We start from the raw sequence: 13526 nt of genomic DNA, 5'->3' as shown, positions 1-13526 counted from the left end.
GAGGCCGGGCCGACCCTGTCGGCCCGGCCTCCGCCGCGTTCAGGAGTTGAACGCAAAGAAATTCTGAGAGCGTTCTCAAGCATCAGTCTTGACCGTGTACGGATACGAGCGGGACAGTTGCGATCGGGTCGGCCGGCCACCTTGCAGTCCACCGCGACATGCACATCCGAGCATTGGGAGGCCACCCCCTCATGCCCATCACGCATTCGCACGCCCGCAGATCCCGACGTCGACCGCTGACCGCACTCATCGCCGCCGTCTCCGGTCTGGCGATGCTCTGCCTCGGCCTGTTCGGCACCGCCGGAGCCGCGGTGCCGCCGGCCGGCTCCGGCTGGAGCCTCGTCTGGAGCGACGACTTCAGCGGCGCCGCCGGCACCCTCCCCTCCAGCAGCAACTGGATCATCGACACCGGCCACAGCTACCCCGGCGGCGCCGCCAACTGGGGCACCGGTGAGGTGCAGAACTACACCAGCTCCACCGCCAACCTCAGCCAGGACGGCTCCGGCGACCTGCGCATCACCCCGATCCGCGACAGCGCGGGCAACTGGACCTCAGGCCGGGTCGAGACCCAGCGCACCGACTTCCAGCCCCCGGCCGGCGGCAAGCTGCGCATCGAGTCCCGGATCCAGATGCCCAATGTCACCGGCGCCGCCGCCGACGGCTACTGGCCGGCCTTCTGGACCCTCGGTGCCGGCTACCGGGGCAACTACTGGAACTGGCCGTCCATCGGCGAGTTCGACCTGATGGAGAACGTCAACGGGGTCAACCAGGTCTGGGGCACCCTGCACTGCGGCACCGGCTCCGGCGGCCCCTGCAACGAGACCACCGGCCTCGGCGCCACCCACGCCTGCCCGGGTTCCGCCTGCCAGGGCAACTTCCACACCTACGCCCTGGAGTGGGACCGCAGCGTCTCACCGCAGCAGCTGCGCTGGTACGTCGACGGGGTGCAGTACCACTCCGTCAACGCCTCCCAGATGGACGCGGCCACCTGGGACGCGGCCACCAACCACGGCCACTTCATCCTGCTGAACGTCGCCATGGGCGGCGCCTTCCCCGACCCGGTCGCGGGCCACCAGACGCCCACCTCGGCCACCCAGTCCGGTGTCCCGATGCTGGTCGACTATGTCGCCGTCTACAGCTCGGGCGGCTCGACCACCACGGGCGGCACCACGACCACCGGGGGCACCGCCACCGGCGGGACCACGACCACGGGCGGTACGACCACCACGGGCGGCACCACGACCACCGGGGGGACCACCACCGGCGGCACCGGCGGCACCGCCTACTCCACCCTCCAGGCCGAGTCCTTCACCCAGCAGTCCGGGGTGGGCGTGGAGGCCTGCACCGACACCGGCGGCGGCCAGGACATCGCCTCGCTCGCCAACGGCGACTGGGCCTACTACCCCGGTATCGACTTCGGCTCCACCGCCGCCCACCAGTTCAAGGCCAGGGTGGCCTCCGGGGCTGCGGGCGGTGTCAGCGGCCTGGTCGAAGTCCGTCTCGACAGCCGCACCAGCACACCCATCGGCTCCTTCGCCGTCGCCAACACCGGCGGCTGGCAGTCCTGGCAGACCATCCCGGCCAACATCAGCGCGGTCACCGGCAAGCACGACGTCTATCTGACCTTCACCAGCGGTCAGCCGGCCGACTTCGTCAACGTCAACTGGTTCACCTTCAGCCAGACCTGAGCCGCCGGACGGGCCCGCAACCTTGCCGGCCCGTCCCCCACCGGCCTTCCACCCGCCCGGGCCGGGCGGTGGGGCGGCGCCGAGCCCGGCGCCGCCCCACCGTGCTTTCCGCAGCACTCAGGGGAGGTTGCGGGCCATGACGATGCGCTGGACCTGGTTGGTGCCCTCGTAGATCTGGGTGATCTTGGCGTCGCGCATCATGCGCTCCAGCGGGTAGTCGCGGGTGTAGCCGTAGCCGCCGAGGAGCTGGACGGCGTCGGTGGTGATCTCCATGGCGACGTCGGAGGCGAAGCACTTGGCGGCGGCGCCGAAGAAGGTGAGGTCGCCGTCCAGGCGCTGGGAGCGGGCGGCGGCGGCGTAGGTGAGCTGGCGGGCGGCCTCCAGCTTCATGGCCATGTCGGCGAGCATGAACTGGATGCCCTGGAACTCGGCGATGGCCTTGCCGAACTGCTTGCGTTCCTGGACGTAGCCCTTGGCGTAGTCCAGGGCGCCCTGGGCGATGCCCAGGGCCTGGGCGGCGATGGTGATCCGGGTGTGGTCCAGGGTCTTCATCGCGGTGGCGAAGCCGGTGCCCTCGGCGCCGATCATGCGGTCGGCGGGGATGCGGACGTCGTCGAAGTAGACCTCGCGGGTGGGGGAGCCCTTGATGCCCAGCTTCTTCTCCGGGGCGCCGAAGGTGACGCCCGGGTCGCTCTTCTCCACCACGAAGGCGGAGATGCCCTTGGAGCGCTTGTCGGGGTCGGTGACGGCCATCACGGTGTAGTACTCCGAGACGCCGGCGTTGGTGATCCAGCGCTTGACGCCGTTGAGGACCCAGGTGTCGCCGTCGCGGACGGCGCGGGTCTTCATCCCGGCGGCGTCGGAGCCGGCCTCGGGCTCGGACAGGCAGTAGGAGAACATGCCCTCGCCGCGGGCCAGGGCGCCCAGGTAGCGGGTCTTGAGCTGCTCGGAGCCGGAGAGCTGCACGGGCAGCGAGCCCAGCTTGTTCACGGCGGGGATCAGTGAGGAGGAGGCGCAGACCCGGGCGACCTCCTCGATGACGATCACGGTGGCCAGGGCGTCCGCGCCGGCGCCGCCGTAGCTCTCCGGGACGTGCACCGCGTGCAGGTCGTTGGCCTGCAGGGCCTCCAGGGCCTCCTGCGGGAACCGCCCCTCCTCGTCCACCTCGGCCGCGAACGGGGCGATCTTCGCCTCGGACAGCGACCGTACGGCGTCACGGAGCATCTCGTGCTCCTCAGAGATACGGAAAAGGTCGAAGTCTTCGCCGCCCGCCACGGATCCCCTCCGGTTAACTACCGTTCAGTACGCGGTGAGTCTACGACCGGTGCCCGTCTTTGACCGACGTGACCTCCACGACAGGAGCCCAGGGCGGATAGCATCGGCCGGGTTGCAGTCCGGGACGGCGAAGGGAAGCAGACCCGTGGCACCGAGGATCACAGTGATCGGCACCGGCTATCTGGGTGCCACCCACGCCGCGTGCATGGCTGAGCTCGGCTTCGAGGTTCTGGGGCTGGACATCGACCCGGACAAGGTGGCCACGCTGACCGCCGGCCGGGTCCCGATGTACGAGCCCGGCCTGGAGGAACTGCTGGTCAAGCATGTCGCCGGGCATGAGGGCTCGACCGGACGGCTGCGCTTCACCACCTCCTGGGAGGAGGTGGCCGAGTTCGGCGACGTCCACTTCATCTGTGTGAACACCCCGCAGAAGGCCGGCGAGTTCGCCGCCGACATGAGCCATGTGGACTCCGCACTGGACTCCCTGTCGCCGCTGCTGACCCGGCCCTCGCTGGTGGTCGGCAAGTCCACGGTGCCGGTGGGCAGCGCGGCCCGGCTGGCCGAGCGGCTGGCCTCCCGGGCGCCGGCCGGTGACCAGGTCGAGCTGGCCTGGAACCCCGAGTTCCTGCGGGAGGGGTTCGCGGTCGGCGACACCCTGCACCCCGACCGGCTGGTGGTGGGTGTCCGCAGCGAGCGGGCCGAGGCCCTGCTGCGCGAGGTGTATGCGACCCCGATCGCGCAGGGGGTGCCCTTTGTGGTCACCGACTTCGCCACCGCGGAGCTGGTGAAGGCGGCGGCCAACTCCTTCCTGGCCACCAAGATCTCCTTCATCAATGCGATGGCGGAGGTGTGCGAGAGCGCGGGCGCCGATGTGGTGCAGCTGAGCCGGGCGCTCTCCTACGACGAGCGCATCGGCGGCAAGTTCCTCAACTCGGGGCTGGGCTTCGGCGGCGGCTGTCTGCCCAAGGACATCCGGGCGTTCATGGCCCGCGCCGGTGAGCTGGGCGCGGACCAGGCCCTGACCTTCCTGCGCGAGGTGGACTCGATCAACATGCGGCGCCGCTCCCGGATGGTGGAGCTGGCCCGCGAGCAGTGCGGCGGCGGCTTCCTGGGGCGGCGGGTGGCGGTGCTGGGCGCGGCCTTCAAGCCCAACTCCGACGACATCCGGGACTCGCCGGCGCTCAATGTGGCGGGGCAGATCCAGCTGCAGGGCGCCCAGGTCACGGTGTACGACCCCAAGGCGATGGACAACGCCCGCAAGCTGTTCCCGGCGCTGACCTACGCCGACTCGGCGGTCGACGCGGCCCATGGCGCCCATGTGGTGCTGCATCTGACGGAGTGGCAGGAGTTCCGTCAGATGGACCCGCAGGCGCTGGGCTCGGTGGTGGCGGAGCGGCGCATCCTGGACGGCCGCAATGTGCTGGACCCGGTGGCCTGGCGGGCCGCGGGCTGGACGTACCGGGCACTGGGCCGACCCAGCTGAGGAATCCCCGGCGCGGCCCGTCCGTTCCCGTTGTCATGGCGAACTTGGGCGACGACGCGACCGTACGCGAGATCCTGACCTCCACCGGTGATGTGTGGGCCGTGGTGGGGCTCTCCAACAACACCTCCCGGGCCGCCTACGGGGTGGCCCGGGTGCTGCAGCGGTACGGCAAGAAGGTGGTGCCCGTGCACCCCGGGGCCGAGACCGTGCACGGCGAGCAGGGCTATGCCTCGCTGGCGGAGATCCCGTTCCCGGTCGACGTGGTGGATGTCTTCGTCAACTCGGAGCTGGCCGGTGCGGTCGCGGACCAGGCGGTGGCGATCGGTGCCAGGGCAGTCTGGTTCCAGCTGGGCGTGGTGGACGAGGCCGCCCGGGAGCGGGTGCGCGAGGCCGGGCGGCTGATGGTGATGGACCGCTGCCCCGCCATCGAGATCCCGCTGCTGGACTGAACGCCGTTGCCCCCGTCCGCAGCGCATCCGAGTGCGCTGCGGACGGGGGTGTCCCACGGGTGGGGCTGGTTCAGCAGGCGCCGAGGTCCTGCCAGACACCCCATTCACCGGTGGTGCCGGGCTCCTCGCCCGTCGTCCACCACTTTGCGTTCCAGTTGTGGCCCTTCCAGGAGACGTGGTTGCCGCCCACATAGATGGCCGTGCTGTTCCACGCGGGCGTGGTGCAGGTGGAGCCGGAGCCGGTGACGGTGAGCGTGAAGACTGCGGAGTGGCTGCCTGCGGTGCCCGTCCCGGTGACGGTGACGGGGTAGCTGCCCGCGGCCGCCGAGGCGGAGGCGGTCACCGTGAGGGTCGAGGAGCCCCCCGCCGTGACCGAGGCCGGACTGAGCGAGACGGTGACGCCGGCGGGGGCGCCGCTCGCCTTGAGGGCGACCGTCTGGGCGGAGCCCGAGGTGACGGCGGTCTTCACGGTCGCGGTCGTGCTGCCGCCGGGTGCCACCGAGCCGGAGGCCGGGGTGAGGGAGACCGAGAAGTCATTGGCGGGCGTGGTGGAGCCGCCGCCGGTGAAGGGCTCGAAGATGTGGCTGAAGGCCCAGGTGGACTGGGATATCCCGGAGCAGCCGTCGGCGGCTCCGCTGCCGGCGCAGCTGCCGTTGTCCCGCTGGAGGGCCCAGAAGGAGAGGGTGTTGATGCCCTTGGAGACGGCCCAGTTGTAGACGGTGGTGGCGTCGGCGAGGGTGAAGGTCTCGGCGGGGCCGAAGTCGTCCACGCCGATCATCTCGATGATGCCGACCATGCTCCACAGCTGGGCGTCGGTCTTGGAGGGATAGAGCTGGGCCAGCTGGCCGTGCAGGCCGGTGGCGGAGGTCTGGGTGTCGGTGGCCATCTCGTGGGAGGCACCGTCGTAGTAGTCGAAGGTCATCATGTTGACCACGTCGATGCGGGCGCCGTTGGAGACGGCGTTGCGCAGCACGGCCAGGCCGTTGTCGGCCAGACCGCTGGTGGTGGTGGGCAGGGTGTACGAGAACTGGACGGTGCGGCCGTTGGCCGCGGCCCAGTCCTGGACCTGCTTGATGGCCTTGTTGCGGCGGTCGATGCCCGCGGTGTTGGTGAGGGAGTTGTCCTCGACGTCGAGGTCGATGCGGGTGATGTCGTAGGTGGTGACAACCTTCTCGTAGGCGGCCGCGATGGAGGCGACATCGGTGCAGCTGTCGGCGATCTCGGTGCCTCCGTTGTCGGCGCTGTAGCCGCCGAAGGAGGGGATGACGTCACCGCCGTTGGCCCTGATGGTGCTGATGTCGCTGCCGAAGGTGGCCGAGGAGACCGGCATGCTGCTGTCGCCGTTCCAGTACGCCGTGCAGGAGCCACTGCTGGCGGTCTGGAGGAAGGCCATGGTGAGGTGCTTGGCGCCGGACTGGGAGGCCAGGGCGGCCGGGCTGTCACCGGTCCACGCCTCGAAGTAGGGCGCGAAGACATGGGCGGGCAGCGGGGTGGCGGCCTGGGCGGCGCCGCCGCCCAGGACGGCGAGGCCGAGCGCTGCGGCGGCGGTGGTGAGGGCGGTCAGCGCCGCGCGGAGCGGACGGTGTCGACTCACGGGTGCTCCACTGGGTGTGAGGGGTGCCGCCCGGCGGGCATACGGGCGCGGCCGATGCCCGCCGGGCGGCGCTGAGTGGTGGCGCAGGTTCGGGTGATACGGGGTCAGGTCAGGTCAGCAGGCGCCGTTGTCGGTCCAGACGGCCTGGCTGTTGTTGCCCGGGATGTCGCCCTGGGTCCACCACTTCGCGGTCCAGTTGTGGCCGTTGTAGGAGACCACCGCACCGCCGTTGTAGGCCGTGGCACTGTTCCACGCCGCAGCGGTGCAGCTGCCGGTGCCACCCGTGGTCGTCGTCCCACCCGTGGTCGTCGTGCCACCCGTGCAGGCACCGTTGTCGGTCCAGACATCCTGACTGCCGCCCGGGACGTCACCCTGGGTCCACCACTTCGCGGTCCACTGGTGCCCGTTGTACGACACCACCGCACCGCCGGTGTACGCCGTCGCACTGTTCCACGCCGCAGCGGTGCAGCTACCGGTGCCACCCGTGGTGGTACCCCCGGTCGTCGTGGTGCCGCCCGTGGTGGTGGTGCCGCCGGTGGTGGTGCCGCCGGTCGTCGTGGTGCCACCCGTGGTGGTGGTCCCGCCGGTGGTGGTACCGCCCGTGGTGGGCGGGGTGCAGCCCGCGGCAGAGCCGTTGGTCGCGGTCACGATCTTGTTGAAGAGGGTGGCCGAGGAGTCGAGGTCGAGCAGCGAGTACATCATCGAGCCGCCGAGGCCGTGGCAGTGCGCGTAGTCGGCCTTGGCCTGGATGGACTGTGCGCCGAGGCCGGTCCAGAACTCGGAGCCGTTGTAGAAGTAGTTGGACTGCGTCGAGGCGTCGTAGAAGGTGTCCGACGGGTTGTCGACGATGCCGGTGAGCTCCTTGTAGTACGCGGTGCCCGCGGTGGCGCTCAGGCTGCGGGCCGGGGCGGGCCCGGTCGCACTCTGGTACAGGCCGTGGTTGCTGCCGGCGGGGACTCCGGTCCAGCCGCGGTAGTACAGCGGGTAGCCCATGGTGATCTTGGAGGCGGGGAAGCCGCCCGCGATGCCGTAGGCCGAGTCGCCCTGGGTCCAGGCCGTGATGGCGTGGTCGGTGGAGTACTTCTCGGTTCCGGGCGCGATCGCCGTCGACGGGTCGTCAGGCGACTGGTAGGTCGGGTCCTGGTGGTTGGTCGGACCGGTGGCGTCCCAGGCGCCGTGCATGTCGTACGTCATGATGTTCGCGTAGTCGAGGTACTGGCCGACCTTGTTGGTCTCGATCTGCGCGATCTTGTCCTGACCGGCCGGGAGGGCAGCGGTCAGCAGCATCTTGCGGCCGCCGTTGGCGCTGCCGTAGGCGTCCAGCTCGGAGCGGAACTCGGCGAGCAGCGCGGTGAAGTTGGCCTTGTCGTTGGCGCTGTAGTGGTTGCCCGTGTGGCCGTTGGGCGAGCCGGGGTACTCCCAGTCGATGTCGAAGCCGTCGAAGATGCCCGCGGCGGTGCCGGTGCCTCCGTAGCCGCCCTGGACCGGCAGATTGCCCTTGATGAACATGTCGATGCAGGACGAGACCAGCTTCTTGCGGCTGGCGTCGGTGGCGGCGGCGTCCGAGAAGTACTTGGAGTAGGTCCACCCGCCGAGCGAGGCGACGATCTTCAGGTTGGGGTACTTGGCCTTGAGCTTCTTCAGCTGGTTGAAGTTGCCCACGATGGGCTGGTTCCAGACGTCGCCCACGCCGTCCACGCTGGTGTCGGCGCCGTAGGACTTCTGGTAGTCGGCGAACGCGTCGCCCGCTCCGTCACCGGCGTTGGGGTCGGACTCATTGGTGGCGTCCGACGCCTTGGTCGCCTCGAAACAGGTGAGGTTGACCGGGTCTATGTTCTCGAAGGAGTAGTTGAGGATGTCCAGCTTGCCTGCGATACCCCGGGTGTCGAGGTCCTTGGGGTAGAAGGCGTTCCCGTAGACCGACCACTGGTCGTAGTAGGCGATCTTCACTCCGCCGCTGCTCGCGGCGGCAGCCGCGGGGGCGGCGGTGGCCGCGAAGGCGCTGAGCGCCCCGGCGGCGAGGGCCAGCACGGAGAGCGCAGCGACAAGCGGCCTGCGACCCTTCCGGCGAGGGGTGACGACGTGCACGGTGGGGGACCTCCTGGGTAGGGAGAGCGGGGCCGTGCCCGGCGGCACCCGTAACGCGCGGTCGGGTACTGGATACCGGGAATGTAGGTGCTCGGTCAATGGTATGGACCATTTAAGGACTAGACCAATAAACCATCAGAGGCGTGCGCCCAGGCCCTCCGCGCCCCCACATTCGAGTGAGTGTTCCCTGGTCCGACCCCGGTCGAGGGGCGGCCGCGACATGCTCGCCGCTGTCGTACTCCCATGCCATGCTGGGGGTCTTGGATGTCGCAGGAGGCAGTGATGGCCATGAGCACCGCTCGCCACATCGAGGACCACGCGGGTCTCTGGACCGTGGACGAGGTCCTCGCCCTCGACGAGCACCCCACAGGCAACCGCTACGAGCTTGTGGACGGTGCACTCATCATGTCTCCCGCTCCCGGATGGGCCCACCAGGATGCCTCGCGCATCCTTGCCAACCAGCTGGACCAGGCCGTCCGCGCCTCCGGCGCCCCCTTCCGGGTGGCCGAGGCGGTCAATGTCCGCGGCGAGTCCAGGCTCTTCGTGCCGGACATCGTGGTGGCGGACCGCGCCGCCGTGCGCCGTGACACCACAGCCGTGCCCATGGAGGCGGCACTGCTCCTGGTGGAGATCGTCTCCCCGTTCAACACCACACAGGACCGGATCCTCAAGCCGGCCCTCTATGCCCAGGCCGGCATCCCCGCCTACTGGCGGCTGGAGTTGGAGCCGGAGCCCCATCTGGTGGTCCATGAGCTGTGCGACAACACCTACCGCGAGGTGCTGACCGTCAAGGGCAGGCAGACGGTGCCGGTTGGCGGGGCCTTCACCGCCGACCTGGACCTGGGTGTGCTGCTGGCCGACTTCGACGAGGGCGACGGCGACAGCCGGGACGCCTGAGCGGGGGCGTGACGGACTGCGCAGCGCTCACCGGCAGCTTTAATACGAACCTCAGATACCTATTCGATAGCCTCAAGTCGTGCGGTTGACGAAGTTCACCGACCTGGCGCTCCGTACGGTGATGCGCCTGGCGGTAGCAGCGCAGGGCGAGCCCCTGACCACCAATGACGTGGCAGAGGCGATCGCCGCACCGTACACGCACACGGCCAAGGCCGTGTCCCGGCTGCAGCACCTCGGGGTGCTGGAGGCGCGGCGAGGGCGGGGCGGCGGGCTGGAGCTGACCGGCTTCGGACTGCGCGCCTCGGTCGGCTGGCTGGTACGCGCCCTGGAAGGGGACGAGGAGGTCGTCACCTGCGAGGGCGACACCCCGTGCCCGCTGCGCGGGGGATGCCGGCTCCGCGGCGCGCTGCGGACCGCCCAGCAGGCCTTCTATGCCGCACTGGACGAACTCACCGTCCAGGACCTGGTCGCCTCACCGACCGGACCGATACTGGTCGGGCTGACGCACAGACCCCCCGGACTGACCCCCGACTGACGCCTCCGAACCACCCCGCCACCCGGGACACCTGGCGACACGGCCCTGCGCAAAAACTGGAAGATCATTCACCAATAACGAGCCCGCCGTGCTCTCCACCGAGTCCGCTCCCGTCGTCCGCGGTGGTCTGCTGCGCCGCGGAGTGCCGGCATCGGCGGTGCGCTACGAGGTTTTCGGCCCGGACCTCTGGCTCGGCCAGGACTGACCGCCCGACCGGACCCCACAGGCCCCGGTCCCGGAGTACCGGGCCACCGGGCCACTGGGCCACCGGTCAGTGGGTCAGCGGCTCATGGGCGCTGCCCCCGTGCCCCCGGAACGTCCGGGGCACGGGAGAGGCGAAGCCGGAGGTCCCTGCGGGTTCAGCGGTCGAGCTGGTCGATGGTGGCGATGGAGGGGCCGCGCAGCGCCTGGGCGCGGCGGGCGGCCTCCTCCGCACCACGCAGCACCCGCACCGCGTTGTGCCAGGTCAGCTTGGAGAGGTCGGCCTCGGACCAGCCCCGTCGCAGCAGTTCGGCCAGCAGGTTGGGATAGCCGGAGACATCGTCCAGGCCCGCCGGGGTGAAGGCGGTGCCGTCGTAGTCGCCGCCGATGCCGATGTGGTCGACCCCGGCGATCTCCCGCATCCGGTCCAGGTGGTCGGCGACGGTGGCGGGGGTGGCGACGGGCCGGGGGTCGGCGGCCTCGAAGGCGCGCTGGCACTCCATCCCCGCGGGGGTGGTGTCCAGCGGGTGGAAGCCGTGCTCGGCCATGTTGGCGTCGGCGCGCTTCGTCCAGTCGATGGCCTCGGGCAGGATGAACTTCGGGACGAAGGTCACCATGGCGACGCCGCCGTTGGCGGGCAGCTGGGCCAGGACGTCGTCCGGGATGTTCCGCGGATGGTCGCAGACGCTGCGGGACGAGGAGTGCGAGAAGACCACCGGGGCCTCGCTGACCCGCAGGGCGTCGCGCATGGTGTCGGGGGAGACATGGGAGAGGTCGACCAGCATGCCCAGCCGGTTCATCTCCCGGACCACCTCCTCACCGAAGGCGGTGAGTCCCCCTGCGGCGGGGGCGTCGGTGGCGGAGTCGGCCCACGGCACATTGTCGTTGTGGGTGAGCGTCATATAGCGCACGCCGAGGGCGTACAGGGCGCGCAGCGTGGCCAGCGAGCAGTCGATGGAGTGGCCGCCCTCGGCACCCATCAGGGAGGCGATACGGCCCTCGGCGCGGGCGGCCTCCATGTCGTCGGCGGTGAATGCGAGCCGCAGGTCGGCGGGGTGGCGCTCGGCCAGTCGGCGCACCACGTCGATCTGCTCCAGCGTGGCGCTGACCGTGTGTTCGGCGAGGTCGGTACGGACGTACACCGACCAGAACTGGGCGCCCACTCCGCCGGCGCGCAGCCGGGGCAGGTCCGTGTGCAGCCGGTGGCTCTGGTCCTGGGCGATGTCGCAGGCGTCCAGGTCGTAGCGGACCTGCTCGCGCAGCGCCCAGGGGAGGTCGTTGTGCCCGTCGACCACGGGTGCCTCGGCGAGCAGTGCTCGCGCCCGGTCCAGCAGTCCGGCGTCGGTCTCCGCCACGGCCGTCAGCCCGCGAAGCCGAAGGCGCCGGAGCCCGCGACCTTGGCGCGCAGCTTCTTGCCCTTCTCGGTGGCCTGGCTGTTGAGCTCGGCCTGGAAGTCCGTCATCCGCTCGGCGAGGTCGCTGTCGAAGGCGGCGAGGATGCGTACGGCGAGCAGCCCCGCGTTGCGGGCCCCGCCCACCGAGACGGTGGCGACCGGGACCCCGGCAGGCATCTGGACGATGGAGAGCAGGCTGTCCATGCCGTCGAGGTACTTCAGCGGCACCGGGACGCCGATGACCGGCAGCGGAGTGACCGAGGCCAGCATCCCCGGCAGATGGGCGGCGCCACCGGCCCCGGCGATGACGGCCTTCAGCCCGCGCTTGTGGGCGTTCTCCCCGTAGGCGATCATCTCGCGCGGCATGCGGTGCGCGGAGACCACATCGACCTCGTAGGGGACCTCGAACTCGTCGAGTGCCTTGGCGGCCGCCTCCATCACCGGCCAGTCGGAGTCCGATCCCATGACGATGCCGACGACGGGCTGGTCGCTGCTCACTCTGCGTCCTGTTTCTCTACTCTGTGATGTCCCCGCGGAGGTAGGCGGCGGCGTGGCGGGCCCGCTCGCGCACATCCTCGAGGTCGTCGCCGAAGACCGTGACATGGCCCACCTTACGGCCCGGCTTCACGTCCTTGCCGTACATGTGGATACGCAGGCCGGGGTCGCGGGCCATGCAGTGCAGGAAGGCCGCGTACATGTCGGGGTAGTCGCCGCCGAGGACGTTCACCATCACCGTCCACGGGGCCCGCGGGCGGGGGTCGCCCAGCGGCAGGTCCAGGACGGCGCGCAGGTGGTTCTCGAACTGGGAGGTGACCGCGCCGTCGATCGACCAGTGGCCGGAGTTGTGCGGGCGCATGGCCAGCTCGTTGACCAGGATGCGTCCGTCACGGGTCTGGAAGAGCTCCACGGCGAGGTGGCCGGTGATGCCCAGCTCCCCGGCGATCCGCAGCGCCAGCGCCTGTGCCTCGGCGGCGAGGTCGGCGGGCAGACCGGGTGCGGGGGCGGTGACCTCGTGGCAGACGCCGTCCTTCTGGACGCTCTCCACCACGGGGTAGGCGACGGCCTGGCCGCTGGGCGAGCGGACCACATTGGCGGCGAGCTCGCGGACGAAGTCGACCTTCTCCTCGGCGAGCACCGGCACCCCGGCGCGGAACGGCGCCTCGGCCTCGGCCTCGGAAGACACCACCCAGACGCCCTTGCCGTCGTAGCCGCCGCGGACCGTCTTCAGCACCACGGGGAAGCCCCCCGCATCGCCCGCCTCCGGCGAGGAGGAGCCCTTGCCCTCGGCGGCGAAGGCGGTGACGTCCGCCGGGTCGGAGACGATCCGGTGGCGCGGGCAGGGGACGCCGATGGAGTCCAGCCTCGCCCGCATCACGCCCTTGTCCTGTGCGTTCACCAGGGCGTCCGGGCCGGGACGCACCGCGATCCCCTCGGCCTGGAGGGCCCGCAGATGCTCGGTGGGGACGTGCTCGTGGTCGAAGGTCACCACATCGCAACCGCGGGCGAAGGCCCGCAGCGTCTCCAGGTCGCGGTAGTCGCCGAGGACCACATCGCTGACGACCTGTGCCGCCGAGTCCTGCGCGGTGTCCGCGAGGAGCTTGAACCTGAGGCCGAGCGGGATGCCCGCGTCGTGTGCCATACGGGCGAGCTGGCCGCCCCCGATCATGCCGACTACCGGAAAAGTCACACCCCCAGGATATCCGCGCCGGTGGGAGAGGTCCGGGCCGGGCCGCTCCACCTCGGTGGAGGGGGCGCGGGCCGGGCCGCGGGGAGGCCTTCCGCGCGCGGAGTGAGGGGGCGGGAACCGATGGGAAACACCCGGACGTCACAATGGCGTTCGCGCCGTGCTTGAATCCGCGTGCGGCAGACCCCCAGCGGGCACGCGGATACCATGACGTAATCACCGACCCACGGAGACGTTCC

11 protein-coding genes are annotated in these 13526 nt (G+C 70.5%); 5 read left to right on the top strand and 6 right to left on the bottom strand.

What is annotated here, in order from left to right; translation table 11 throughout:
• Positions 1 to 191 precede the first annotated feature (191 nt).
• The gene (locus tag AB0761_RS23175) at positions 192 to 1688 is read left to right on the top strand and encodes a carbohydrate-binding protein (RefSeq protein ID WP_377271043.1); all 1497 of its coding nucleotides are present in this window, start codon (positions 192 to 194) and stop codon (positions 1686 to 1688) included.
• Between the two features lie 117 nt (positions 1689 to 1805).
• Here the strand turns inward: AB0761_RS23175 and AB0761_RS23170 are convergent, their stop codons facing one another.
• Entirely contained in the window at positions 1806 to 2963 is a 1158-nt protein-coding gene (locus AB0761_RS23170; RefSeq protein ID WP_377271042.1) for an acyl-CoA dehydrogenase family protein, read from the bottom strand.
• Positions 2964 to 3108: 145 nt separating this feature from the next.
• Here AB0761_RS23170 and AB0761_RS23165 point away from each other — a divergent pair, with 145 nt between their 5' ends.
• Positions 3109 to 4446 carry a UDP-glucose dehydrogenase family protein gene (locus tag AB0761_RS23165; RefSeq protein WP_377271041.1) on the top strand — a complete coding sequence of 446 codons (1338 nt, stop codon included), beginning with the start codon at positions 3109 to 3111 and terminating at the stop codon, positions 4444 to 4446.
• 44 nt (positions 4447 to 4490) lie between these two features.
• On the top strand, positions 4491 to 4895 hold the full coding sequence (locus AB0761_RS23160; protein ID WP_377271039.1) for a CoA-binding protein: 405 nt from the start codon (positions 4491 to 4493) through the stop codon (positions 4893 to 4895).
• 70 nt (positions 4896 to 4965) lie between these two features.
• Here AB0761_RS23160 and AB0761_RS23155 read toward each other — a convergent pair whose 3' ends face one another.
• A complete protein-coding gene (locus AB0761_RS23155) occupies positions 4966 to 6489 on the bottom strand; it encodes a glycosyl hydrolase family 18 protein (protein ID WP_377271038.1) in 1524 nt (507 codons plus the stop codon).
• Positions 6490 to 6603: 114 nt separating this feature from the next.
• The gene (locus AB0761_RS23150) at positions 6604 to 8577 is read right to left on the bottom strand and encodes a glycosyl hydrolase family 18 protein (protein ID WP_377271036.1); all 1974 of its coding nucleotides are present in this window, start codon (positions 8575 to 8577) and stop codon (positions 6604 to 6606) included.
• A gap of 288 nt (positions 8578 to 8865) precedes the next feature.
• On the opposite strand from AB0761_RS23150, the gene AB0761_RS23145 reads away from it, so the two are divergent.
• Together AB0761_RS23145 and AB0761_RS23140 are read left to right on the top strand one after the other, a co-directional pair.
• Positions 8866 to 9474 (top strand): Uma2 family endonuclease, encoded by a 609-nt coding sequence (locus tag AB0761_RS23145; RefSeq protein WP_377271035.1) that lies wholly within the window; start codon positions 8866 to 8868, stop codon positions 9472 to 9474.
• Between the two features lie 79 nt (positions 9475 to 9553).
• Positions 9554 to 10009, top strand: a complete 456-nt coding sequence (locus AB0761_RS23140; RefSeq protein WP_377271034.1) for an RrF2 family transcriptional regulator — start codon at positions 9554 to 9556, stop codon at positions 10007 to 10009.
• A gap of 359 nt (positions 10010 to 10368) precedes the next feature.
• Here AB0761_RS23140 and AB0761_RS23135 read toward each other — a convergent pair whose 3' ends face one another.
• From AB0761_RS23135 to AB0761_RS23125, 3 genes are read right to left on the bottom strand one after another with little or no spacing between them, the layout of a single operon-like run.
• The gene (locus tag AB0761_RS23135; protein ID WP_377271033.1) at positions 10369 to 11565 is read right to left on the bottom strand and encodes a dipeptidase; all 1197 of its coding nucleotides are present in this window, start codon (positions 11563 to 11565) and stop codon (positions 10369 to 10371) included.
• A gap of 5 nt (positions 11566 to 11570) precedes the next feature.
• Positions 11571 to 12068, bottom strand: coding sequence for a 5-(carboxyamino)imidazole ribonucleotide mutase (gene purE / locus AB0761_RS23130; protein WP_055590453.1), 498 nt, complete (start codon positions 12066 to 12068; stop codon positions 11571 to 11573).
• A 49-nt stretch (positions 12069 to 12117) separates the two neighbouring features.
• Positions 12118 to 13269, bottom strand: a complete 1152-nt coding sequence (locus tag AB0761_RS23125; RefSeq protein ID WP_377274276.1) for a 5-(carboxyamino)imidazole ribonucleotide synthase — start codon at positions 13267 to 13269, stop codon at positions 12118 to 12120.
• Between the last annotated feature and the right edge of the window lie 257 nt (positions 13270 to 13526).

Source organism: Peterkaempfera podocarpi (genome assembly GCF_042466665.1).
Taxonomy (GTDB): Bacteria; Actinomycetota; Actinomycetes; order Streptomycetales; family Streptomycetaceae; genus Peterkaempfera; species Peterkaempfera podocarpi.
This window is presented reverse-complemented; position numbering and strand designations above follow the sequence as displayed.

Excerpts from the sequence above, each read along its gene's own strand:
- AB0761_RS23145 (WP_377271035.1), top strand. The coding sequence starts at position 8,866 with ATGAGCACCGCTCGCCACATCGAGGACCACGCGGGTCTCTGGACCGTG.
- purE (WP_055590453.1), bottom strand. The coding sequence starts at position 12,068 with ATGGGATCGGACTCCGACTGGCCGGTGATGGAGGCGGCCGCCAAGGCA.
- AB0761_RS23125 (WP_377274276.1), bottom strand. The coding sequence starts at position 13,269 with ATGATCGGGGGCGGCCAGCTCGCCCGTATGGCACACGACGCGGGCATC.
- AB0761_RS23175 (WP_377271043.1), top strand. The coding sequence starts at position 192 with ATGCCCATCACGCATTCGCACGCCCGCAGATCCCGACGTCGACCGCTG.